The sequence below is a fragment of the Sodalis sp. RH15 genome (assembly GCF_047324255.1).
Lineage (GTDB): Bacteria > Pseudomonadota > Gammaproteobacteria > Enterobacterales > Enterobacteriaceae > Acerihabitans > Acerihabitans ligni.
This window is the reverse complement of the sequence record NZ_CP178738.1, coordinates 5,084,453-5,108,314: the sequence shown is the minus strand read 5'-3', so window position 1 is coordinate 5,108,314 and position 23,862 is coordinate 5,084,453. Positions and strand designations below refer to the sequence as shown.

The 23,862-nt window shown below is 56.8% G+C and carries 25 protein-coding genes; 20 read left to right on the top strand and 5 right to left on the bottom strand.

Annotation, left to right across the window (positions count from 1 at the left end; translation table 11 throughout):
• Positions 1-8 precede the first annotated feature (8 nt).
• The 12 genes from tsaE (at position 9) to rlmB (ending at position 14,626) form a co-directional block, all read left to right on the top strand.
• Positions 9-488: a tRNA (adenosine(37)-N6)-threonylcarbamoyltransferase complex ATPase subunit type 1 TsaE gene (gene tsaE / locus ACL2XO_RS23195; RefSeq protein WP_413741588.1), complete on the top strand. Its 480-nt coding sequence runs from the start codon at positions 9-11 to the stop codon at positions 486-488.
• The gene (gene amiB / locus ACL2XO_RS23190; protein ID WP_413741587.1) at positions 485-2,059 is read left to right on the top strand and encodes an N-acetylmuramoyl-L-alanine amidase AmiB; all 1,575 of its coding nucleotides are present in this window, start codon (positions 485-487) and stop codon (positions 2,057-2,059) included. The genes tsaE and amiB overlap by 4 nt, the downstream gene beginning before the upstream one ends.
• A gap of 144 nt (positions 2,060-2,203) precedes the next feature.
• Positions 2,204-4,099 (top strand): DNA mismatch repair endonuclease MutL, encoded by a 1,896-nt coding sequence (gene mutL / locus ACL2XO_RS23185; RefSeq protein ID WP_413741586.1) that lies wholly within the window; start codon positions 2,204-2,206, stop codon positions 4,097-4,099.
• On the top strand, positions 4,092-5,033 hold the full coding sequence (gene miaA, locus ACL2XO_RS23180; RefSeq protein WP_413741585.1) for a tRNA (adenosine(37)-N6)-dimethylallyltransferase MiaA: 942 nt from the start codon (positions 4,092-4,094) through the stop codon (positions 5,031-5,033). The genes mutL and miaA overlap by 8 nt, the downstream gene beginning before the upstream one ends.
• Positions 5,034-5,144: 111 nt before the next feature.
• Positions 5,145-5,456, top strand: a complete 312-nt coding sequence (gene hfq, locus ACL2XO_RS23175; protein WP_132925700.1) for an RNA chaperone Hfq — start codon at positions 5,145-5,147, stop codon at positions 5,454-5,456.
• A gap of 96 nt (positions 5,457-5,552) precedes the next feature.
• Positions 5,553-6,833, top strand: coding sequence for a ribosome rescue GTPase HflX (gene hflX, locus ACL2XO_RS23170; protein WP_132925701.1), 1,281 nt, complete (start codon positions 5,553-5,555; stop codon positions 6,831-6,833).
• Positions 6,834-6,888: 55 nt separating this feature from the next.
• Positions 6,889-8,145 carry an FtsH protease activity modulator HflK gene (gene hflK / locus ACL2XO_RS23165; RefSeq protein ID WP_132925703.1) on the top strand — a complete coding sequence of 419 codons (1,257 nt, stop codon included), beginning with the start codon at positions 6,889-6,891 and terminating at the stop codon, positions 8,143-8,145.
• Between the two features lie 3 nt (positions 8,146-8,148).
• Positions 8,149-9,180, top strand: coding sequence for a protease modulator HflC (gene hflC / locus ACL2XO_RS23160; RefSeq protein WP_132925704.1), 1,032 nt, complete (start codon positions 8,149-8,151; stop codon positions 9,178-9,180).
• Between the two features lie 59 nt (positions 9,181-9,239).
• The gene (locus ACL2XO_RS23155) at positions 9,240-9,440 is read left to right on the top strand and encodes a DUF2065 family protein (protein ID WP_132925706.1); all 201 of its coding nucleotides are present in this window, start codon (positions 9,240-9,242) and stop codon (positions 9,438-9,440) included.
• A gap of 102 nt (positions 9,441-9,542) precedes the next feature.
• Complete coding sequence (locus ACL2XO_RS23150; protein ID WP_132925707.1) at positions 9,543-10,841, top strand: adenylosuccinate synthase; 1,299 nt, start codon at positions 9,543-9,545, stop codon at positions 10,839-10,841.
• Between the two features lie 461 nt (positions 10,842-11,302).
• On the top strand, positions 11,303-13,777 hold the full coding sequence (rnr, locus tag ACL2XO_RS23145) for a ribonuclease R (protein WP_413741584.1): 2,475 nt from the start codon (positions 11,303-11,305) through the stop codon (positions 13,775-13,777).
• Positions 13,778-13,888: 111 nt separating this feature from the next.
• Positions 13,889-14,626, top strand: coding sequence for a 23S rRNA (guanosine(2251)-2'-O)-methyltransferase RlmB (rlmB, locus tag ACL2XO_RS23140; RefSeq protein WP_132925711.1), 738 nt, complete (start codon positions 13,889-13,891; stop codon positions 14,624-14,626).
• A 22-nt stretch (positions 14,627-14,648) separates the two neighbouring features.
• On the opposite strand, the gene bsmA is transcribed toward rlmB, so the two are convergent.
• Complete coding sequence (bsmA, locus tag ACL2XO_RS23135) at positions 14,649-14,957, bottom strand: biofilm peroxide resistance protein BsmA (protein ID WP_413725542.1); 309 nt, start codon at positions 14,955-14,957, stop codon at positions 14,649-14,651.
• A 147-nt stretch (positions 14,958-15,104) separates the two neighbouring features.
• On the opposite strand from bsmA, the gene yjfP reads away from it, so the two are divergent.
• The 5 genes from yjfP (at position 15,105) to rplI (ending at position 17,748) form a co-directional block, all read left to right on the top strand.
• The gene (gene yjfP, locus ACL2XO_RS23130; protein ID WP_413725541.1) at positions 15,105-15,854 is read left to right on the top strand and encodes an esterase; all 750 of its coding nucleotides are present in this window, start codon (positions 15,105-15,107) and stop codon (positions 15,852-15,854) included.
• Between the two features lie 451 nt (positions 15,855-16,305).
• A complete protein-coding gene (rpsF, locus tag ACL2XO_RS23125) occupies positions 16,306-16,701 on the top strand; it encodes a 30S ribosomal protein S6 (RefSeq protein WP_132925717.1) in 396 nt (131 codons plus the stop codon).
• Positions 16,702-16,707: 6 nt separating this feature from the next.
• The gene (priB, locus tag ACL2XO_RS23120) at positions 16,708-17,025 is read left to right on the top strand and encodes a primosomal replication protein N (RefSeq protein ID WP_165934299.1); all 318 of its coding nucleotides are present in this window, start codon (positions 16,708-16,710) and stop codon (positions 17,023-17,025) included.
• A 4-nt stretch (positions 17,026-17,029) separates the two neighbouring features.
• Positions 17,030-17,257 (top strand): 30S ribosomal protein S18, encoded by a 228-nt coding sequence (rpsR, locus tag ACL2XO_RS23115; RefSeq protein WP_048637617.1) that lies wholly within the window; start codon positions 17,030-17,032, stop codon positions 17,255-17,257.
• 38 nt (positions 17,258-17,295) lie between these two features.
• Positions 17,296-17,748 carry a 50S ribosomal protein L9 gene (rplI, locus tag ACL2XO_RS23110; protein ID WP_132925721.1) on the top strand — a complete coding sequence of 151 codons (453 nt, stop codon included), beginning with the start codon at positions 17,296-17,298 and terminating at the stop codon, positions 17,746-17,748.
• Between the two features lie 59 nt (positions 17,749-17,807).
• Here rplI and ACL2XO_RS23105 read toward each other — a convergent pair whose 3' ends face one another.
• Positions 17,808-18,326, bottom strand: a complete 519-nt coding sequence (locus ACL2XO_RS23105) for an OapA family protein (RefSeq protein WP_413725540.1) — start codon at positions 18,324-18,326, stop codon at positions 17,808-17,810.
• A gap of 319 nt (positions 18,327-18,645) precedes the next feature.
• Here ACL2XO_RS23105 and ACL2XO_RS23100 point away from each other — a divergent pair, with 319 nt between their 5' ends.
• A complete protein-coding gene (locus ACL2XO_RS23100) occupies positions 18,646-19,266 on the top strand; it encodes a peptidylprolyl isomerase (RefSeq protein WP_132925725.1) in 621 nt (206 codons plus the stop codon).
• A 175-nt stretch (positions 19,267-19,441) separates the two neighbouring features.
• Positions 19,442-20,188, top strand: coding sequence for a 3'(2'),5'-bisphosphate nucleotidase CysQ (gene cysQ / locus ACL2XO_RS23095; protein ID WP_132925727.1), 747 nt, complete (start codon positions 19,442-19,444; stop codon positions 20,186-20,188).
• A 6-nt stretch (positions 20,189-20,194) separates the two neighbouring features.
• On the opposite strand, the gene ACL2XO_RS23090 is transcribed toward cysQ, so the two are convergent.
• Positions 20,195-20,761, bottom strand: a complete 567-nt coding sequence (locus ACL2XO_RS23090) for a YtfJ family protein (RefSeq protein WP_413725539.1) — start codon at positions 20,759-20,761, stop codon at positions 20,195-20,197.
• Between the two features lie 278 nt (positions 20,762-21,039).
• On the opposite strand from ACL2XO_RS23090, the gene ACL2XO_RS23085 reads away from it, so the two are divergent.
• Complete coding sequence (locus ACL2XO_RS23085) at positions 21,040-21,246, top strand: DUF1107 domain-containing protein (RefSeq protein WP_132925731.1); 207 nt, start codon at positions 21,040-21,042, stop codon at positions 21,244-21,246.
• A 119-nt stretch (positions 21,247-21,365) separates the two neighbouring features.
• Here the strand turns inward: ACL2XO_RS23085 and ACL2XO_RS23080 are convergent, their stop codons facing one another.
• Together ACL2XO_RS23080 and msrA are read right to left on the bottom strand one after the other, a co-directional pair.
• Positions 21,366-22,697, bottom strand: a complete 1,332-nt coding sequence (locus ACL2XO_RS23080) for a hemolysin family protein (RefSeq protein WP_132925733.1) — start codon at positions 22,695-22,697, stop codon at positions 21,366-21,368.
• Between the two features lie 303 nt (positions 22,698-23,000).
• Positions 23,001-23,639: a peptide-methionine (S)-S-oxide reductase MsrA gene (gene msrA, locus ACL2XO_RS23075; protein WP_413725538.1), complete on the bottom strand. Its 639-nt coding sequence runs from the start codon at positions 23,637-23,639 to the stop codon at positions 23,001-23,003.
• Positions 23,640-23,862 lie beyond the last annotated feature (223 nt).

The window sequence follows — 23,862 nt, the reverse complement described above, 5'->3', positions numbered from 1 at the left end:
AATCAGACATGGAAAAATGTGTAATACCTTTGCCGGACGAAGCGGCAACCATCGCGTTAGGGGCTGCTTTAGCGGATGCCTGCCCGCAATCATGCGTGATTTATCTTTTTGGCGATTTGGGCGCCGGTAAAACCACGCTTTGCCGTGGCTTCCTGCGTGCGTTGGGCTATGAAGGCAATGTGAAAAGCCCTACCTATACTCTGGTGGAGCCTTATGAATTGGCGTCAGGTACCGTTTATCATTTCGATCTCTACCGGCTGCTTGATGCGGAAGAGCTGGAATTCATGGGAGTACGCGATTATTTCCGCCAGGATAGCCTGTGCCTGGTGGAGTGGCCGCAGAAGGGCGAAGGCATCCTGCCGGACGCCGATATAGCGCTGACGCTCGCCTATGCGGCGGACGGCCGGCAGGCCCTGATAGAGCCCCGGTCCGCAAGGGCCGCAGGGATACCGGCGCGGATGGCGTCTTGGCGGGAATCCCATAAATGATACTTAGAATCAGGATGGTTTTGGTTATCGTTCTAATGTGTCTGGCAGGCCATGTCGGCGCGGCAAATCTTACGGATATCAATGTGACAAACGGAAGCGAGCAATCCACGGTCACCTTGGGTTTTGGCGAACAGCCGGTTTATGCCTTTTTTTCGCTGCACAATCCTGAACGGGTGGTGGTGGATATCCGTCAGAGCATGCCGCCGCAGGGATTGCCGCTGGACTTCAACGGCCAGAATATCATCCGCCGCGTTCGAACCAGTCAGGCTCCGGACCCGCAGAGCATCCGCCTGGTGCTGGACCTGACCCGCAAATCACGGGCGCAGGCCGCCATCGAGCAAAGCAACGGACATTACAATGTCGTGGTGACGCTGAACTCTCCCCGACCCGCCGCCGCCCGTATCAGCCGTGCGGTGCCCGAGCCCGCGCCCCGGGCGGTTCCATCGTCGAATCGCGCGTTTAATGCGGCCCCCGCGGTGCAGGATAATCCGCTGTTGTCCCGCACCCCCCGTCCCGCTCGCCGGGCCGTGGCGCAAAGCGATCAGGTGGTGGTGGCCATCGATGCCGGTCACGGCGGCCAGGATCCCGGCGCCATCGGCCAAAACGGCTTGATGGAAAAAAATGTCACCATTGCCATTGCCCGCCGATTGAAAGCGCTCTTGGATCAGGATCCCATGTTCAGGCCGGCGTTGACCCGGGATGGCGATTATTTCATTTCGGTGATGGGGCGCTCGGATGTGGCGCGTAAGCAGGGCGCCAGCGTACTGGTATCCATCCATGCGGACGCGGCGCCGAATCGCAGCGCCACCGGCGCATCGGTATGGGTATTGTCCAACCGCCGGGCCAACAGCGAGATGGCCAACTGGCTGGAGCAGCATGAAAAGCAATCGGAGCTGCTGGGGGGCGCGGGGGATCTGCTGGCCAACAGTTCGTCGGATCCGTACCTCAGCCAGGCGGTACTGGATTTGCAGTTCGGCCATTCCCAGCGGGTGGGCTACGATGTCGCCACCCGGGTGTTAAGACAGCTGCGCAACGTGGGTTCGCTGCATAAAACGCGGCCGGAGTATGCCAGCCTGGGGGTATTGCGCTCGCCGGATATTCCTTCGCTATTGGTGGAAACCGGCTTTATCAGTAACGCCAACGAAGAGCGGCTGTTGGGCAGCGGGGAGTATCAGGACAAAATAGCCCAGGCCATTTATCTTGGCTTGCGCGCCTATTTCTCGGCCCATCCGCTGCAAAACGGTCCCAAACTGGAAAACCGTCCGCAGGGTATCGCGTCGGCGGCGGACGCCGGCGCCAGCGGCGCCCAGGCGGTGTCGCAATCCACCGCCGGTGTGATGCCCGCCGCCGCTCCCGCCGGTCGCCATGTGGTGCAGCGCGGCGAGACGCTGTCCGGTATCGCCAGCCGCTACGGTGTGAGCATGGCGGCGCTGCGCGATCTCAATCATTTGAAAAGGGACGTTGTGTGGGTCGGCCAGCGGCTGAAAATTCCCGCCGGTGCGGCGGAACAGCGGACCCAGGCGGCAAAACGGCGGAATTCTTCCGCCTTGGCGCGTGATTCCGCCAAATAGGCTGTCAAAAATGTTAGGATTCGGGGACGTGAGAAAAACGTAAAGAAATGACCTGTCGTCGAAGGCCAGGCACTATGTTAACAAACCCTTTTGTCGGAACAGGCCCTGATTTTCACCCGCTTAACACTGAGGATTTTCGCCGCCATGCCTATTCGGGTACTGCCGCCACAGCTCGCCAACCAGATCGCCGCCGGCGAAGTGGTCGAACGCCCCGCGTCGGTAGTGAAGGAACTGGTGGAGAACAGCCTTGACGCCGGCGCGACGCGTATCGACATCGATATCGAGCGGGCCGGCAGCCGCCTTATCCGCATCCGCGATAACGGTTGCGGCATCGCCAAGGACGATTTGGCGCTGGCGCTGGCACGGCACGCCACCAGTAAAATCGCCACGCTGGACGATCTCGAGGCTATTATCAGCCTGGGGTTTCGCGGGGAAGCGCTGGCCAGTATCAGTTCGGTGTCGCGGCTGACCCTGACCTCCCGCACCGAAGCGCAAACGGAAGCGTGGCAGGCCTATGCCGAAGGCCGCGACATGGCGGTGACTCTTAAACCGGCGGCGCATCCGGTGGGTTCCACGGTGGAAGTGCTGGATCTGTTTTACAATACGCCGGCCCGCCGCAAGTTCATGCGTACCGAGAAAACCGAATTCGCGCATATAGACGAAGTGGTGAAACGCATTGCGCTGGCGCGCTTTGATGTGACGTTCACCCTGCAGCATAACGGTAAACCGGTCCGCCAATATCGCGGGGTGACGCAGGAAGCCCAGAACCTCCGGCGCTTAAGCAGCCTGTGCGGACCGGCCTTTGTGCAACGGGCCCTGGAAGTCTCCTGGCAGCACGGCGACCTCCGCATCCGCGGCTGGGTAGCCGATCCGTCGGCGGCGGGTGAACTGCCGGACATGCAGTATTGTTATGTCAATCGGCGGATGATGCGCGACAAGCTGATTAATCACGCCATTCGCCAGGCCTATGAGGAACAGCTGTCCGAGGCGGGGCAACCGGCGTTTGTGCTGTACCTGGAAGTGGATCCCCATCAGGTGGATGTGAATGTGCATCCCACCAAACAGGAAGTCAGGTTTCACCAGTCCCGCCTGGTGCATGATTTTATCTATCAGGCGGTGATCGCCGTTATTCAGCGGCCGGACGAACCGGAGCTGCCCGTATCCGCCGATGCCGTCCCTTTGCACCGGATGCCGGAAAATCGCGTCGCGGCGGGGAAAAATCTCTTTGACAACCCCTCGCCGGCGCTTAAGGCGCCACCCTCCGGCCCTGGGAACACCCCGTCGCCGCCACAGTATAAGGCGCCGTCCGGTATTGGCCGGAGTAACGGCGGCGAAGCGGGGTCCCGATCCGGCCGGATGCGTGAACCGGCCGCCAATTACCATCCCGGCGCCGGTTATCAGACCAAAGAGGGTAAACTTTACCAAAAGCTGATTCAATCCGCGCCAGCGTCCGGCGCCGCTGCCGAGGCTGTTTCCGGCGATGATGTCCAGAGCTTCGGTCGGGTGCTTACCGTTTATCCGCCTTGTTACGCCCTGGTGGAATTCCGCCGGCGTCTGGCGCTGATTTCTCTGCCGGTGGCGGAGCGCCGCCTCAAGCAAAAACAGCTTACGCCGGATGGCGAAGCGTTACGGGCGCAGCCATTGCTTATTCCCCTGCGCTTAATACTCAAGGAATCGGAGGCGGCGGGATTCCGCCGGTACCAGGCGCAATTGGAGCAGATGGGTATCCAGTTACAGGTTAATCAGCGCCAGGGGACGCTAAATGGCGTACCTTTACCATTACGCCAACAAAATTTACAAAACTTGATTCCGGAACTGTTAGGCTATCTGTCAGAAACTGAAACCATCACTTGTGATGAGATTGCTGCCTGGATTGCCCGCCAGTTGAACAGTGAACAACGTGCCTGGAGCCTTTCCCAGGCCATACAGTTACTCGCCGAGGTTGAGCGGCTTTGTCCGCAGTGGGTAAAGGTCCCGCCCGCAGAGCTTTTGGTGTTATTGGATCTTGAGGCCGCCATTGAGGCCCTTAATCATGACTGAGTCTACCGGCACGCCTTTGCCGCAGGCTATTTTCCTGATGGGACCTACCGCTTCGGGTAAAACCGGGCTGGCGATTGAGCTGCGCCGGCGATTGCCGGTGGAGATTATCAGCGTTGATTCCGCGCTGATTTATCGCGGCATGGATATCGGCACCGCAAAGCCCGGTAAAGACGAACTGGCGATAGCGCCGCACCGGTTGATTGATATCCGGGATCCGGAGCAGGCCTATTCGGCAGCGGATTTCAGCCGTGATGCGCTGGCCGCCATGGCAGAAATCACCGCGTCGGGTCGTGTGCCGTTATTGGTAGGCGGGACGATGCTCTACTTCAAGGCGCTTCTGGAGGGTTTATCCCCCTTGCCCCCAGCGGACCCTGAAGTGCGGGAGCGTATTTCCCGGGAGGCGCAGGCCAAAGGATGGGAGGCATTGCACCTCAAATTGCAGGAGATTGATCCGGTGTCGGCGGGTCGTATTCATCCGAATGATCCGCAGAGGCTCTCCAGAGCACTGGAAGTTTTTTTCGTTTCAGGTAAAACTCTTACGGAACTGACTAAAACTTCAGGTGAAGCATTGCCGTACCGGGTTCACCAGTTTGCGATTGCGCCAGAAAATCGCCGGCTGTTGCATCAGCGTATCGAGCAGCGCTTTCATCAGATGCTGGCGGCTGGTTTTGAGCGGGAAGCCAGGGTACTTTTCCTGCGCAGTGGCTTGCATAAAGATCTGCCGTCCATTCGCAGCGTCGGTTATCGCCAGATGTGGTCATATTTATCAGGTGAAATCGATTACGATGAAATGATTTATCGCGGGATATGCGCAACCCGGCAATTGGCCAAGCGGCAAATGACGTGGTTGCGCGGCTGGCCGTCGGTTCACTGGCTCGATAGTGACAAGCCCCTCGCTGCTTTAGACAAGGTATTACAGGTTGTTAGTGCATAGGTTGGGTGATTGTGTACAATTGGTAAGTACTGAACGCGCTTTTTTTACATCGTTTATTTTAGAGCCACATGGTTCTTGTTACAAACAACAAGCACATAAGGAAAAGATAGAATGGCTAAGGGGCAATCTTTGCAAGATCCGTTCTTGAACGCATTGCGTCGGGAAAGGGTTCCGGTTTCTATTTATTTGGTGAATGGTATCAAATTGCAGGGCCAGATTGAGTCATTTGACCAGTTTGTCATTTTGTTAAAAAACACGGTTAGTCAGATGGTTTATAAGCATGCCATTTCTACTGTAGTACCATCGCGTGCGGTGTCGCATCACAATAACAATCCGGCAACAAGTAGCAGTGCCAGCAATTACCATCATGGCAGCAATCCTTCGGCGCCTGCGCAGCCGCTGGAAACTGATGACGTCGAGTAAGACGCATCCGGCTTGACCATTTCGCGGTGCTTTAGCGTGTTTGCGGCGCTAAGGCTCCGTTATAACTGCGGTTTATCCGTTTGAGAGGTTGTACGCTTGTTTGACCGTTATGATACCGGTGAGCAGGCCATACTGGTTCACATCTTTTTCTCGCAAGACAAAGACATGGAAGATCTTCAGGAGTTTGAGTCGCTGGTGTCTTCCGCCGGGGTGGAAGCGTTGCATGTTATAACCGGGAGCCGCAAGGCCCCGCACCCCAAATATTTTGTCGGAGAGGGAAAAGCTGAAGAAATCGCGCAAGCGGTTAAAACCAGTGGTGCGTCTGTCGTACTTTTCGATCATGCATTATCTCCTGCTCAAGAGCGCAATCTCGAGAGCTTATGCCAATGCCGGGTCATCGATCGCACCGGGCTGATTTTGGACATTTTTGCACAGCGTGCTCGTACCCACGAGGGTAAATTGCAGGTGGAACTGGCTCAGCTGCGCCATCTCGCCACGCGTCTGGTGCGGGGATGGACCCACCTTGAGCGGCAAAAAGGCGGCATAGGCATGCGCGGGCCGGGTGAAACCCAGCTTGAAACCGACCGCCGTCTGTTACGCAACCGGATTACCCTGATACTTTCCCGCCTGGAACGGGTGGAAAAACAGCGGGAGCAAGGACGCCGGGCCAGGAATCGCGCCGATGTCCCCACGGTATCGCTGGTGGGCTACACCAATGCCGGCAAATCCACGCTGTTCAACCGGCTCACCCAGGCGGAAGTCTATGTCGCCGACCAGCTGTTCGCCACGCTGGACCCTACCCTGCGGCGCATCGAAGTCGGCGATGTGGGCGACACGGTCCTGGCGGATACGGTTGGTTTTATCCGCCATTTGCCCCATGATCTGGTGGCGGCGTTTAAAGCGACCTTGCAAGAGACGCGCGAAGCCACGCTGCTGTTGCATATCGTCGATGCCTCGGACAGTCGCGGCCAGGAAAATATCGCCGCGGTGGATACGGTACTGGCGGAAATCGAAGCGAACGACGTTCCGGTACTGTTGATCATGAATAAAATCGATATGCTGGATGATTTTGTTGCGCGTATTGATCGAGACGAGGATAACTTACCGGTACGGGTATGGCTGTCCGCCGAAACCGGAGAAGGAATCCCGTTGCTTTTCCAGGCGCTGACCGAACGCCTGTCGGGTGAGATTGCGCAGCATGAGCTGCGCCTACCCCCGCAGGCCGGACGTTTACGCAGCCGTTTTTACCAGCTTCAGGCAATTGAAAAAGAATGGATTGAGGACGACGGCAGCGTCGGGCTGCTCGTCAGATTGCCGCTCATCGATTGGCGTCGCCTGTGCAAGCAAGAGAATGAGTTGGTGGACTATCTTGTCTGACCGTCCTTTGGGACTCAAAGCCTGAAGAAAACACATTAAGAATATGGAGCTAAACATGGCGTGGAATCAGCCCGGTAATAACGGACATGACCGCGACCCGTGGGGGAGCAGCAATAACAGCGGCAACTCTGGCGGAAATAATAATAAAGGCGGGCGTGAACAAGGACCTCCTGATTTGGACGATATCTTCCGTAAGCTCGGTAAAAAAATAAGCGGGTTTGGCGGAGGCAATAAAAACCCGGAGGGTACCGGCGGCGCCAAAAGCCCCGGCCACGGCAGGCGTTACATCGGACTGGCCGTGGTGGTCCTGGTGGCTATCTGGGCCGGCAGCGGCTTCTACACCATCAAGGAAGCGGAGCGCGGCGTAGTCACGCGCTTCGGAAAATTCGACCGCCTGGTGCAGCCGGGCCTGAATTGGAAACCCACCTTTGTGGATCATGTCATTGCGGTTAACGTTGAGTCGGTACGCGAGCTGGCGGCGTCCGGCATCATGCTTACCGCCGATGAAAACGTCGTGCGCGTGGAAATGAACGTGCAGTACCGCGTCACCGACCCGGAACGCTACCTGTTCAGCGTAACCGATGCGGACGACAGCCTGCGACAGGCCACCGACAGCGCCCTGCGGGGCGTTATCGGCAAGTACACCATGGATCGCATCCTCACGGAAGGGCGTACCGTGGTGCGCAGCGATACGCAGCGGGTATTGGAGGAAACCATCCGTCCATACGACATGGGCATTACCCTGCTGGACGTGAACTTCCAGGCGGCGCGTCCCCCTGATGAAGTGAAGGCCGCGTTTGACGATGCCATAGCCGCCCGTGAAAACGAGCAGCAGTACATCCGCGAGGCCGAGGCGTATGCCAACGAGGTCCAGCCGCGCGCTAACGGCCAGGCGCAGCGTATCCTGGAAGAGGGGCGCGCCTACAGAACCCGTACCGTGCTGGAAGCGCAGGGTGAAGTTCAGCGCTTCGCCAAACTGCTGCCTGAATACAAAGCCGCGCCGGAGATTACCCGCCAGCGTTTATATATAGATTCGATGGAACGGTTATTAAGCCATACGCGTAAAATTCTGGTGAACGACAACAAAGGGGGCAACAACGTGATGGTGCTGCCGCTGGATCAAATGCTGCGCAATGCGCCGGCGAAAGCATCCAAGGATACCGCCACGGACAGCCTGCTGCGGCTGCCCGCCCTTTCCACCGGCGGAACGGCTGAACCCTCGCCTGTGGATATCGGCACTTCCGGCTCCATCATGGATCAGCGCAAAGCGAACGCCCAGCGTGACGATACCACTCGCGTAGGGAGGGACTAACCGATGCGCAAGTCTATTATAGTCATCATTGTCGTGGTGCTTGTGGCGCTGTATGCCTCTATGTTTGTCGTCCAGGAAGGACAGCGCGGCATCGTATTGCGCTTTGGCAAAGTCCTGCGCGACAATGAAAACAAGCCTGAGATCTTCAATCCCGGCCTGCATTTTAAAATACCGTTTATCGAGACGGTGAAAACGCTGGACGCGCGCATCCAAACCATGGAAAACCAGGCGGATCGCTTTGTTACCATGGAAAAAAAGGATCTGATTGTCGATTCTTACATCAAATGGCGCATCAGTGATTTCAGCCGCTATTACCTGGCGACGGGCGGCGGTGACGTTTCTCAGGCCGAAGTCCTGCTGAAACGGAAATTCAGCGACCGGTTGCGTTCCGAACTCGGCCGGCTGGACGTCAAGGGCATCGTGACCGATTCGCGTAACCGGCTGATGACCGATGTGCGGGATGCGCTGAATAACGGCACCGCGGGGGACAATGAAATAGAGACCACGGAAGCGGACAACGCCATCGCCTCGGCGGCGGCGCGGGTCGCCCGTGAAACCAACGGCGCCCAGCCGGCGGTGAATCCCAACAGTATGGCGGCGCTGGGTATCGAAGTGGTGGATGTGCGTATCAAGCAGATAAGCCTGCCGGCTGAAGTCTCCGACGCCATATTCCAGCGTATGCGGGCCGAACGTGAAGCGGTGGCGCGTCGTCATCGTTCCCAGGGACAGGAAGAGGCGGAAAAACTGCGGGCGGCGGCAGACTATGAGGTCACCCGCACCCTGGCGGAAGCGCAGCGTACGGCATTAATCACCCGCGGCGAAGCCGATGCCGAAACCGCACAGCTGTACGCCAACGCCTTTGGCGCGGATCCGGCTTTCTTCACCTTTATCCGCAGCCTGCGCGCCTATGAAAACAGCTTTAGCGGCAACAACGATATTATGGTCCTTAGCGCGGACAGCGATTTCTTCCGTTATATGAAATCGCCCGATGTCGCCATACCGGCCACCCCGGCTGCTCCGGCAGCCCGGCCCTAACGAATAGATGATGTTTATGCCAAGGCCCGTTGACGCGGGCCTTTTTTTTCGAGGTTTCCATGAATCCTACAATTTGGATGGCGCTGGGACTGGTATTGGTTCTCGAAGGGCTGGGACCGATGCTGTTTCCGGCGGTATGGCGCAAAATGATCGGTTCCATGACGCTGCTGCCCGATAAATTATTGCGCCGCTTCGGCGGAGGGTTAGTCGTAGCCGGCGGTGTAATCTACTACATGTTGCGCAGCAGAATGGGAGGGTGATCGCAGCCACAAAAAACAGTCAATATTGATGTTAAAAAGTACTGAAAGCCACCCACTGAGATGTTAGAATCCTTTTTTAAGCAATCTGGTGAAAATTGAGAGATGGGTAAGAACGTTGTCGTACTGGGCACCCAATGGGGTGACGAAGGTAAAGGCAAAGTCGTAGACTTGCTGACTGAGCGGGCTAAATATGTTGTTCGCTATCAGGGCGGACATAATGCCGGTCATACTTTAGTTATCGACGGTGAAAAAACCGTACTTCATTTGATCCCTTCAGGTATTTTACGTAAAAACGTAACCAGCATTATTGCCAACGGTGTGGTGTTATCCCCCGAGGCGCTAATGAAAGAGATGGGTGAGCTTGAAGCCCGTGGTGTACCGGTACGCGAACGATTGCTTATTTCAGAAGCTTGTCCCCTCATCCTCTCCTACCATGTCGCCCTGGATGCGGCACGGGAGAAAGCCCGCGGCGACAAGGCCATCGGCACCACCGGCCGTGGTATTGGCCCGGCTTATGAAGATAAAGTCGCGCGCCGCGGATTACGCGTAGGCGATCTCTTCGATAAAAAAACCTTTGCCGTCAAGCTGAAAGAAATCGTCGATTATCATAATTTCCAGTTAGTGAATTATTATAAAGTCGACCCGGTGGATTATCAGACCATCCTGGATGATATTCTGGCGATTGCCGATATCCTTACCGGCATGGTCGTCGATGTTTCCGACCTGCTGGATAATGCCCGCAAGCGCGGCGAGCTCATCATGTTCGAAGGCGCGCAGGGCACGTTGCTGGATATCGATCACGGTACCTATCCCTATGTCACCTCATCCAACACCACCGCCGGCGGCGTTGCTACCGGTTCGGGCCTTGGACCGCGCTATGTGGATTATGTGCTGGGTATCGTCAAGGCCTATTCCACCCGCGTGGGTGCCGGCCCGTTCCCCACTGAGCTCTTTGATGACGTCGGCGAGTATCTGAGCATCAAGGGCAATGAATTCGGCGCAACCACCGGCCGACGCCGCCGTACCGGCTGGCTGGATGCGGTTGCCGTTCGCCGCGCGGTGCAGATCAATTCCCTGTCCGGTTTCTGCATGACCAAGCTTGACGTATTGGACGGTTTGAAAGAGGTGAAAATCTGCGTCGCTTATCGCATGCCGGACGGACGCGAAGTGAAAATCACTCCGCTGGCCGCCGAGGGCTGGGACGGTATAGTGCCTATCTATGAAACGCTGCCGGGCTGGAGTGAATCCACCTTCGGCGTCAAAGAGTTCGATAAGCTGCCGGAAGCCGCGCGACGCTACATTCGCCGGGTTGAGGAAGTGACCGAAGTGCCGGTGGATATCATCTCAACGGGGCCGGACCGGACCGAGACCATGATACTGCGTGACCCATTTGACGCATAATGGCAGTAAATCCGTCAAATTCTGAAAAACACGACAAACCGGGCAAGTCCCGGTTTGTCTTTATCTATTATATGGTTAACCCACATAGCGACTTTTTTGCCTGTACCGCCCGATGACAAGTTTTATAGCCTGTTCGGTTCCTAAAGGTTACTCTTATTACATCCGTTCCAAGTGCGTGTGGATATGTCGCCAATGCCGGCCAATCATATACCCAATGGATTTCGAATTTCAGCAAGGCCAACGCACCAGCAACCGGAAGTATGACGGGCATAGCGCGGAATATTGTCCTCATCACTGCCTGCCGGTGGTTACAGGTATTGCTGCGGGCCTTTCGATATTTTTACAGGTCATTAATCATGCCGCCGGTCTGATTTGGTGGTGGAAAATCCACCGCTTTACTTATTATTGCTTGTTGAATGACATCGGCACAGCAACCTGTTTTAGACAATGGAGGTAGCGCAATGTCTCAAGATCCCTTTCTCGAACGAGAGGCGGAAAAATACGAATTCCCCGTGCCGAGCCGGGAATTTATCCTGGACCATTTGGCCAAACGGGAGACGCCGGTCAGCCGCGAAGAGCTGGCCCAGGATTTGGATATTACCGGCGAAGATCAAATAGAAGGTCTGCGCCGGCGTTTACGCGCCATGGAGCGCGACGGCCAGCTTATTTTTACCCGCCGGCAGTGCTACGCGCTGCCTGAGCGCCTGGATTTGCTGCGCGGTACGGTCATCGGCCATCGCGACGGTTTCGGCTTTTTACGGGTCGAAGGCCGCAAGGACGATTTGTACCTCTCCGCCGAACAGATGAAAATGGCCATCCACGGCGACGTGGTGCTGGCGCAGCCGCTGGGAGCCGATCGTAAAGGTCGCCGCGAAGCGCGCATAGTGCGGGTATTGGTGCCCAAAACCAGCCAGATTGTCGGTCGGTATTTTACCGACGCCGGCAGCGCGTTTGTGGTGCCCGACGACAGCCGGTTGAGTTTCGATATCCTGGTGCCGCCGGAAAGCACCGGCGGGGCCCGTATGGGCTTTGTGGTGGTGGTGGAGCTCACTCAGCGTCCCACCCGCCGCACCAAGGCCATCGGCAAGGTGGTGGAGGTCCTCGGGGACAATATGGGGACCGGGATGGCAGTGGATATTGCCGTACGATCCCACGATATTCCCTACACCTGGCCGCCGGAAGTGGAAAGCCAGGTGGCGACGCTTGCGGAAGAAGTGCCGGAAGAGGCGAAGCGCGGCCGGGTGGATTTGCGTCCGCTGCCGCTGATGACCATTGACGGCGAAGATGCCCGCGATTTTGATGATGCGGTATTCTGCGAAACAAAACGCGGCGGCGGATGGCGTCTTTGGGTCGCCATCGCAGATGTCAGTTATTATGTCCGGCCGAATACCCCCCTGGACAACGAAGCCCGCAGCCGGGGAACGTCGGTGTACTTCCCCTCGCAGGTGATCCCCATGCTGCCGGAAGTGCTCTCCAACGGTTTGTGTTCGCTGAATCCGCAGGTGGACCGGTTATGCATGGTCTGTGAGATGACCGTCTCGGCCCAGGGCCGGCTTTCATCCTACAAGTTTTACGAAGCCGTCATGAACTCCCATGCGCGGCTGACCTATACCAAGGTATGGCAGATACTGCAGGGCAATGAGGAGCTGCGCGAGCAGTACCGGCCGCTGGTCAAACCGATTCAGACATTGCATGAAATGTATAAGGCGCTGGATCAGGCGCGGATGCAGCGCGGCGGCATCTCGTTTGAAACCGATGAAGCCAAGTTTATTTTTAACGCCGAGCGGCGCATCGATCGCATTGAGCCGGTGACGCGCAATGATGCGCATAAGCTGATTGAAGAATGCATGATCCTGGCCAATATCGCCGCGGCGCGGTTTGTGGAAAAGAATGAAGAGCCGGCCCTTTACCGGGTGCACGATCGTCCCAGCGACGATCATATTACCGCGCTGCGCAGCGTGCTGGGTGAGTTGGGGCTGACTCTGGGCGGCGGAGCGAAACCCGAGCCGAAAGATTACGCCGAAATGATGAATGTGGTGGCTAATCGCCCGGATCACGAAATGCTGCAGACCATGCTGCTGCGGTCGATGAAGCAGGCGATTTACGATCCGGAAAACCGCGGCCATTTCGGCTTGGCATTGCAGGCTTATGCCCACTTTACCTCGCCCATAAGGCGCTATCCGGATCTCTCTTTACACCGCGCCATCAAATATCTGCTGGCGAAACGGGATGGCGAGGCCGTCGGCCGTGCCACCGCCAGCGGCGGCTGGCATGCCGAAATGGCGGAAATGCTGCAATTGGGCCAGCAGAGCTCCATGAGCGAACGCCGGGCCGATGAGGCCACTCGCGACGTGGCGGATTGGCTGAAGTGTGATTTTATGCAGGATCACGTGGGCCAGGTATTTAGCGGCATCATCGCCAGCGTGACCGGTTTTGGCTTTTTTGTCCGCCTGAACGATTTATTCATCGACGGCCTGGTGCATGTTTCCACCCTGGATAACGATTATTACCGTTATGACAATATCGGGCAGCGGCTGATCGGCGAATCGGGCGGGCGGGTCTACCGTCTGGGCGACGTGGTGGAAATCAAGGTCGAAGCAGTCCATATGGATGAACGCAAAATCGATTTCTCCCTGGTATCCAGCCGCCGTCAACCCCGTGGCGCGGGTAAAACCGAGCGCGTTCGGACGCAGCAGGCGGCGCGCGGCGCCAACGGCGCCGGCGGTGAGAGTAAAACTCCCCGCCGCCGCCGCTCCGGCAAAAAGCCGGCTAACTTCGAACCGGACAGCGCGTTTCGCGGCAGCGAACGCCAGGACGGCAAGGCTAAAAGCCAGCCCGCCAAGGCCAAGGCGTCCTCCGCCGGGGAACATGCCGCGGGCGGCGAGGCGGCTAAACCAAGACGCAGCAGGAAAAAAGCCGGCACCGCCGGTAAATAAAACAATACCGCGCCTCCAGCGCGCTGCAATCCGCCCCTGCCTTAAACCGGCGGGGCGGATGCCGGAATAAACCTCCGGGCTTGAACATGGCTACTTAACTAAAAGATCAACATGAGCGAAATCATTTACGGCATACACGCCGTTAAAGCTTTATTGGACCGCGACCCGCAGCGTTTTCTTGATGTCTATATCCTGAAAGGCCGCGACGACCGCCGCCTGCACCCCCTGATTGTCGAGCTGGAGGCGGCGGGGATCGTCATCCAGATTGCGAACCGGCAGTGGCTGGATGAAAAGGTCGAAGGGGCGGTACACCAGGGCATCGTGGCACGGGTCCAGGAAGCGCGCCAGCTACAGGAAAACGATTTGCCGGGGCTGCTGCAACAGCATGCCGCGCCGTTCCTGCTGGTGCTGGACGGCGTCACCGATCCCCATAACCTGGGAGCCTGCCTGCGCAGCGCCGACGCCGCCGGGGTGCATGGGGTGATTGTGCCGCGGGATCGGTCCGCCCCCCTTAGCGCCATAGCCAAAAAGGTCGCCAGCGGCGCGGCGGAAACCGTGCCCTTGATTCGCGTCACCAATCTGGCGCGGACCCTGCGTTTGCTGCAGGAACATAATGTGTGGATTGTCGGTACCGCTGGCGAGGCGGATCATGACCTCTACCAGAGCAAGCTTACCGGCCCGCTGGCCCTGGTAATGGGCGCCGAAGGCGAAGGCATGCGCCGTTTAACCCGCGAGCATTGCGATGAGCTGATCAGCATTCCGATGGCGGGTTCGGTATCATCGCTGAATGTCTCGGTGGCCACCGGCGTCTGCCTGTTCGAGGCGGTGCGCCAGCGTCAAATCGGTTGAACATAACGGCATGCCGGCGTCCTTAGCGATACAGGATGACGTCGGCGCGCCACTTGCCCGACGTTATCAGTTCTGATAAAGCGACAATCTGGTAATAGGTGGCATGAGCAGCATTGGCCTTGACGCGAACGACATGCTCAACATCCATGGGACTGCCGCGTCTTTCCACCGAGAATCGGTCGAGGACCTGCAGTGACCCGGTCTGATCGCGCTGGATTTCCTGTGCCTGATGGGTGGGCGGCGGCGGCGGGACCGGTTTGCCTTCCAGTACGCTGCAGCCTGCGAGGGCCAGCAAACCGAGGGCGGTAACCATCACGGATAGCGATTTCATGGGATATAAGCCATTGAGTTAAACACGACAAGTATATCCCAGTATGCGGCCCGGCGATCTTGATGCGCATTAAAAATCAAAAGGCTGCCTATCCATAAAAAACGGTGGTTTCGCCGGGTCGTCACGGGAGAGTGCTAAGGAGATTTTATGGTTGAAATGCATCAGGAAAACATCGGCGGCATAGAAGTGATACACGCGGTACCGGCCGGGCAATACGCGCAGCCGCTGCCGACGATTTTCTTTTATCATGGCTATACCTCCTCCAAAGACGTGTACAGCTATTTTGGCTATGCCCTGGCGAAATCCGGGTTTCGGGTGATTTTGCCGGATGCCCCCATGCACGGCGCCCGTTTTAACGGGGATGAACAGCAGCGTCTCGCGCACTTTTGGGATATCCTGCGCGCCAATATCGATGAGTTGCCGGCGCTGAAAGACTCCCTGGAACGGCAGGGGCTGATTGACCGGGGGCGTATGGGTATCTGCGGCGCATCCATGGGCGGTATGACCGCGCTTGGGGCCATGGCGCGTTATTCCTGGTTAACGGCGGTGGCGGAATTCATGGGCTCCGGCGATTATCTGCGGCTGGCCAGGACCCTCTTTCCGCCGGTCCCGCTGACCTCGTCCGCCCGGCAAAAGGAATTCGAGCAACGAATGGCTCCCCTGGCGGAGTACGAGGTGTTTCACCAATTGGATAAGCTTTGCGACCGGCCCCTGCTGCTTTGGCACGGCGACGCCGACCCGCTGGTGCCGGCAGAGGAGAGTCGCAGGCTGTACCAGGCTCTGGCGGCGCGGGGAAGCGCGGGCCGGGTGACTTATATTACCGAGCCCGGCGTCGGACATAAAATCACGGTGTCCGCCCTGGCGGCGGCGGTGCTGTTTTTTCAGCGCCATTTGTAATGCCGACGGCGTTCTGTGGACGACGGGCAGAAAAAAGCCCCTCTAGGGGGCTGAATACGAAAACATTTCTTTATTTTTGTATATCCCCTGGTGTTGGGATATCTGGCTAAAAGGGGGACGTCCAGCCGGCGTGAGCGCACCGCCGGTGGGAAGTTGAGTCAATGAGTATATGACAGACTGCGATGGCGAGAAATAACACTTTATTGATTAAGTTAATCAGTTTTTTTGATTAAAACCATGATTTTTAGATAGTTTATTTGCTAATTAATTATCATTGAAGTTATTACTCCGCCGCCGCCGGCTTTACCCCACAATCTGCCCTTGTATTCACGCCCCCATAAATGTAAGATTGCGCGTCATTTTTCGACCGCACAAATATCACGTTCCTTGCTTCCATGGGCCGCGGTTGACCCTGACAGGAGGCTGAATAATCCGTAAGGAGCAATTCTGTATGCGTCATTACGAAATCGTATTTATGGTACATCCTGACCAAAGCGAACAGGTTGCCGGCATGATTGAGCGCTACACCGGTGTTATCACCAATGCGCAAGGCATCATTCATCGTCTGGAAGACTGGGGCCGTCGTCAGTTGGCTTACCCGATCAACAAATTGCACAAAGCTCATTATGTTCTGCTGAACGTAGAAGCCACGCAGGAAGTGATCGATGAGCTGGAAACAAACTTCCGCTTTAACGACGCCGTTATCCGCAGCATGATCATGCGCGTTAAGCATGCCGTCACCGAAGCTTCACCCATGGTGAAAGCGAAGGACGAACGTCGCGATCGTCGTGAAGATTTCGCCACCGAAGTCAACGATGATAATGATGCTGGGGATTCTGAAGAGTAATTGATGATGGCGGAAAACCGACTGACGCTGTCCGGCACCGTGTGCAAGACACCGATTAGGAAGGTTAGCCCGTCAGGTATTCCTCACTGCCAGTTTGTGCTTGAGCACCGCTCGCAGCAGCTGGAAGCCGGTTTTTCACGACAAGCATGGTGCCGTATGCCCGTGGTGGTCAGTGGAAAGCAATCACAAGAGATTACTCAAAGTATAACGGTCGGTACGCAGCTCTCCATTCAGGGTTTCATTTGTTGCCATCAAGGCCGCAACGGATTGACCAAAATGGTGCTGCATGCCGAGCAGATTGAATTGATAGATTCTGGAGACTAGCCATATGGCACGTTATTTCCGTCGTCGTAAATTCTGCCGTTTCACCGCGGAAGGCGTAATTGAGATCGACTATAAAGACATCGCTACGCTGAAAAACTACATCACCGAAAGCGGTAAAATTGTCCCGAGCCGGATTACCGGTACTCGCGCCAAATACCAACGCCAGTTGGCTCGTGCTATCAAACGCGCGCGCTACCTGTCTCTGTTGCCGTACACTGATCGTCATCAGTAATCGGTCACTGTCCAATAAGACTTTGAGAGGATAAGGTAATGCAAGTTATTCTGCTTGATAAGATTGCCAACAAGGGCAAATTAGGCGATACGGTTGACGTTAAAGCGGGCTATGCCCGTAACTACTTGGTACCGCAAGGCAAAGCCGTTCCGGCCACCAAGAAAAACGTTGCTGAATTCGAAGGGCGTCGCGCCGAGCTGGAAGCTGAAGTGGCCAAGGTTCAGGCCGAAGCACAGGCCCGTGCCGATAAAATCACTGCCCTGGGCAGCGTCACCATCGCGTCTAAAGCAGGCGACGAAGGTAAGCTGTTCGGTTCCGTGGGTACCCGTGATATCGCCGAAGCCATCACCGCCGCCGGCGTTCCCGTCGCCAAAAGCGAAGTGCGCCTGCCCAACGGCGTTCTGCGTACTATCGGCGACCACGATATCTCCATCCAGGTTCATGGCGAAATTTTCGCTACCCTGGATGTGGTTGTGGTAGCTGAAGCCTGATCTAACGATTAAGCGAGCGACAGTAAAAAAACAACGCCGGCGAAAGCCGGCGTTTTGCATTAATTGCGTATATAGCTGCCGTCGGACTGGCGAATAAACCTGACGCTGGCGGTGGGGCCGGTTTCGATCTCCAGCGATGTCACCACCCCTTGGGCATTGACGTGGATATCCACCTGCTGGCCGGCATGTAAACTGCTGAGCGGCTTATCGTCTCCTTCCGCCTGCGCCATGGCAAAAACATCCGCCACCGGCAGATTGTGCTCGCGGAACAGCTGCGCCAGGGTTTGCCCCTCCGCTATCCGATAGCGCTGCAGCTGGCCGTTGGCGGGTGTTGCCGGGGCGGCGGGAGAGGGGGCGTTGTTGACGATTTCCGCCTGCATCACTCCCCCTTGCTGCCCGGTTTGGTTCGCGGCGACAGGCGGCGGCGGCGCGTTTTCGCTGGGTGAATAGGGCCAGAGTATCGCCAGCAGAATAATCGCGGCGCAAATCAGGATGGCGCGCCGATGGAACAGGGGTAAAGGCCGCATCCACTTGAACTGTTCCGGCAGGTACCATAATTTTTTCAGGGGAGTCAGCATCGGACGGCCTGCTTTGGGATTATCATCGGGTCGCGGGCGTCGTGGCCACTTCCATTTGATCTCGCTGAGCCCTGGCACGGAAAACGCCGGGTTCTTATTTTTCCCGGGCGCAATTCTGCCCATGATAACCTCTCTTGCAATGGTTTTTCTCTAACCCGGGGAAGTATAAAGCGGAGCACACTGAACCTCCATGCTTAATTAACCCTGACTGCGAAGCAATCCGCCGAGGCGGGACACATTATCATCATAGAGGATTTTACCCGAAACGCCCGCGCTGTTATGCTGCGCCTTTCGCTTTTTATCAATTCAAGGATAAATGATGACTACACCTTCTTTAGACAGCGTCGAAGCGCAGGCCAGTTACGGTATTGGCTTACAAGTGGGCCAGCAGCTGCAAGAGTCGGGGCTGGAAGGGCTGTTGCCGGAAGCTTTGCTGGCCGGGTTAACCGACGCCTTGGCGGGTCATGCGCCGGCGGTGCCGGTTGACGCCATCCATCGGGCGCTGCGCCAGATCCACGAGCGCGCCGATGCGGTGCGTCTGGAGCGGCAGCAGCATTTGGCGGTGGCGGGGCAGCAATTCCTCGAAGCCAATGCCAAGGAGGAAGGCGTCCGCCAGACTGAATCCGGCTTGCAGTTCAAAGTGCTGCAGCAGGGCGAAGGGGCGATACCGTCGCGCCAGGATCGGGTTCGCGTCCATTACACCGGACGCTTGCTGGACGGTACGGTATTCGACAGTTCGGTTCAGCGCGGCGAGCCGGCGGAATTTCCGGTCAACGGCGTGATCCCGGGGTGGATTGAAGCCCTGACCCTGATGCCCCTGGGCTCCCGCTGGGAACTCTATATTCCTCAGAACCTGGCCTATGGCGAACGGGGCGCCGGCGCCTCGATTCCGCCGTTCAGCGCCCTGATTTTCGAAGTCGAGCTGCTGGAAATCCTCTGACAGCCCCGGCGGGGGGATTAACATTCCCCCCGCCCCGGCAGGCCGTTAATGGAATAGCTTTTCGCGGTAAATAACACTAGTCTACTATTATGTATACCCATTAGCTTTCAAGCTGCAGCCAACATAGCCGCGGCTTGAAAGATGACGGGTATGGTGGACAAATTCGAGGTATGCAATGATAGAACAGATCAGCCGGCTGGCCCGTGACGCGGGAGCGGCTATTATGCAGGTCTATGCAGGGGATATGCCCCTTGAACTGACCCATAAGCAAGATGCGTCGCCATTAACCGCGGCCGATCTGGCCGCGCATCGGGTGATCGCAGAAGGGCTCGCCGCCCTGGCGCCCGACATTCCCATACTCTCCGAGGAAGATCCCCCCGCATGGGAGGTTCGTCGCGGCTGGGACCGTTACTGGCTGGTGGATCCCCTGGACGGCACCAAGGAATTTTTGCGGCGCAACGGCGAATTCACGGTCAACATTGCGTTGATTGAGGAGGGTTTTCCGGTGATGGGCGTGGTCTATGCCCCTGCTACCGATCTGCTGTACGCGGCGGACAAGGATCATGCCTGGAAAATCACCGCGGACGGCCAGCGACTGGATATCCACTGCAAGGAAGCCCGGCCGCCGCTGGTGGTGATAAGCCGCTCCCACAGCGACGATCGGGAGTTGCAGGATTATCTGGCGCAGCTGGGTGAACATCAGACGGTGTCCATCGGTTCATCGCTGAAATTTTGCCTGGTGGCGGAAGGCAGCGCCCAGCTCTATCCGCGTTTCGGACCCACCAACGTATGGGATACCGCCGCCGGACATGCGGTGGCCGCCGCTGCCGGTGCGCAGGTTAACGACTGGACCGGCCATGCGCTGGATTATCATCCCCGCGAGTCCTTTTTGAACCCGGGCTTTCGGGTATCGCTGTTCTAAAAGGCGTTACATTGCACCGCGGGGTAGCAAGCGGTGCAATAACTCAATAACCTGCTGTACATCCGGCAGCGTCAATGCCCCCTCCTTGATATACCGAACCCGCCCGCCGGCATCCAGCACCACAATTGCCGAGCTTTTGGCCCGTAACCCCCATGCCTGTCGCACGTCGCCGTGGACATCCAGGACAAACTGGGCGGCGGGGGACATTTTTTTATTGTTTTCCAGCCAGTTGCGCGAATAGGCTAGGCTGCCGAACAGGGCATCGTCTCCGTTGACGATGGTAGTCGTTTGGTAATATTTCCCCGGTAAACTGGCTTTCTTGATGGCTTCAACCATCGCGGCGTTCATTTCGCTGGCGGAGGTGCGGGCAGCCATATGCTGTACCAGATGTATTTTTCCTTTTAGCTGCGCGCTATTCCAGGATTTATAGCTAAACTCGTTATTCTGATAAAGCAGCTCTCCTTTATCGGCGACGCCCACTCTGGGCAAGGGCGCGCCGATACGGAGATTATGGGCCTGCAGACCGAACGAGAAAAACAGAGTGAACATCAGCAACAAGAGACGACGGCGCATGGGGCGTTTCCTTCAATTGACCGGGCAAGGCCCGCGGCGTTGAAGAGGCCTTGTCCGATGTCGCGCCCGCGGTCGGGGCGTCTTCAGAATAAAAGTACTGCTTCAAGTGATAGGGCTTTTATAGCGTTCTGTCAAATTATGTAAATCCAGCTCAGCGTCCTGAAACTGCGTGAACTAATGCACATATGGCCACTCTTAATAAGTGGTAGTGTCAGTACTCTTGCCAACTGGCGTTTCGCAGGGCAGGACGATGTTAATTACGGGAGCAACGTAAAAAAATGAGAATCTTCCATCGCTTTAACGCTATCAAGGTAGCAACTTACGTTAAGACCTTATTTCGCGGCAGAATCTACATCAAGGGGTTCGGCGCCTTTGAATTCGATAAAGGTAAGATCCTGGTGCCCAAGGTCCGCGATAAGCAGCACTTCCATGTCATGTCCGAAGTAAACCGGCAGGTTATGCGATTGCAGTCCGAGATGGCCTGACGGACTTGCCCCTGCGGGATGCCTTGCATCGGCAGGGGCAATCCTTCTCCCCCGGCGCTCGCCGTTATCCGCTTTGCCAAATCCCCCGGTCAATCCCTCGCTATGGCGGGCCGTCTTTCCTAGGCTACATGGGTCTTGTCGGAGGTAGGCGCCAGCACCAGGGCGGACTTCTCTTCCAGCCGGGTGACCAGTAATTGATCGATTTTATAGCTGTCGATATCCACCACTTCGAATTTGAAGCCGGCATAGCGGACAAAGTCGGTGCGCTTGGGGATCTTGCGCAGCATGAACATCATGAAGCCGCCGATGGTTTCGTAATTGCCTGCCTGGGGAAACTCATCGATATGCAGCACCCGCATGACGTCGTCGATGGGCGTACCGCCCTCGATAAGCCAGGAGTTTTCATCCCGGGTAACGATTTGCTCTTCCAATCCCTGGCCCACCAGATCCCCCATCAGGGTGGTCATGACATCGTTGAGGGTAATGATCCCCACCACCAGGGCATACTCATTAAGGATCACGGCGAAATCCTCGCCGGCGGTCTTAAAGCTCTCCAGCGCTTCCGACAGCGTCAGCGTATCCGGTACGATCAGCGCCGAGCGGATCTGCACGCCGCTGTTCAGCGCCAGGCTCTGATTGCCCAGCACGCGATTAAGCAAATCCTTGGAATCCACATAGCCGACGATATGATCGATATTGGCGTCGCACACCAGAAATTTCGAGTGAGGATGCGTTGAGATTTTTTCTTTTATACTGTCTTCGGTCTCGCGTAAATCGAAGTAGATAATGCTCTCCCTGGAGGTCATGGAAGAAGGCACCGTACGCGATTCAAGCTCGAAAACGTTTTCTATCAGTTCATGTTCCTGCTTGCGCAGCACCCCGGCCAGCGCGCCGGCTTCCACCACCGCGTAGATGTCGTCGGAGGTAATGTCCTCTTTGCGCACCATCGGCAGTTTAAGCAGGCGGAAGATAAGGTTGGCCAGGCCGTTGAATATCCATACCAGCGGACGGAATACCAGCAGGCAGAAGCGCATCGGGTTGATGATCCGGACGGCGCAAGCCTCCGGTGAAATCATACCGATGCGTTTCGGGGTCAGATCGGAAAAGAGAATAAACATGCTGGTCACCAGGGTGAACGAGCAGATAAAGCTGATTTGATCCGCCAGTTCCGGCGACATGAACCGCACCAGCAGGGCGGCGAAGGAGGGGGAAAAGGCCGCATCGCCCACGATACCGCCGAGGATGGCCACCGCGTTCAGGCCGATTTGTATCACGGTAAAAAATATACCCGGCGTTTCCTGGAGTTTCAGCACGCGTTGGGCATTGATATTGCCCTCGTCGGCCATAAGTTTAAGCTTGATTTTGCGTGACGCGGCCAGGGAGATTTCCGAGACGGAAAAAAACGCGCTCACCGCGATCAATAGTAAAATAAGCAGGATACTGTTTAACATAGTCTGGCCACCACGGGCTGACGTTTACACTCTTTATCTTTCAAGCTGCAGCGGTGTTGGCTTTGTTTCTCGGCTCATCCATGAGTCTCGCCCCATCGGGGCCGCTGCTCGCAGCGTCCGGATCCGATCCGGCGGATTCGTCGCTGCGTTGCCGCCTTGCCGCAACTCGAAATTTCTACAGGGTATTATCAGCGCGCCTTTGAAGGGCAATGTGTCGTGAAAAGATAACATGTTACAAACCGTTACCGTGCTGCACCGGCAGCCCGCATAGTATAACAGCAGCCCCTGCGGGGCTGCTAATGATTACGCTTGCGGCGGCATGCACACGCCGATCCCGCCCAGATTGCAATAACCCTCGGGGTTCTTGTACAAATATTGCTGATGGTCGTCCTCAGCGTAATAAAACGGCGTTGCCGGCTCAATCTCGGTGGTCACCTGGCGTTTATCCCCGGCCTCGGCCATTGCGCGCTGGAATTGCGCTTTACTCTCGAGGGCGGCGCTTTCCTGCGCAGGGGTCAAGACAAAAATCGCCGAGCGATACTGGGTGCCGATATCCCCGCCCTGGCGCATGCCCTGCGCCGGGTCGTGGTTTTCCCAGAACTGCTGCAGCAGCTCTTTATAGGAGATCACGGCGGGATCGAAGACCACCCGTACCGTTTCCGCATGGCCGGTTTTGCCGGTGCAGACTTCCCGGTAGGTGGGATTAGGGGTATAGCCGCCGGCAAAACCGGCCGCCGTGCTATAGACGCCGGGCAATTGCCAGAACAATCTTTCCACGCCCCAGTAGCATCCCATGGCAAATAATGCGACTTCCAGGCCGTCCGGGACTTGGGTCATGGAGTGTCCGTTGACCACATGGGTGGTGGCGACCGGCATCGGCGTGGTGCGGCCGGGTAGCGCGTCACTTTGTGGTACAAGCTCGGATTGGTTGAAAATGTGCATCAGAGTTGTCTCCTGTTTAGGCAAATAATCGTAAATATGGGGCATCGCCTGTTGTTTAACACCTCTTCTTTACAGACAATAATCTTCAATTTTACGTTAAGATAGGTGTAAGGCTGTTATTTTAGGGCAAAAAAAACAAAAACAACCCTAAGGCCGGCAGTTATCAGAATTGAAAGCGATTTTGCGCACAAGGAAGCTACTATCAGGAAAGCAGACTCGGGAG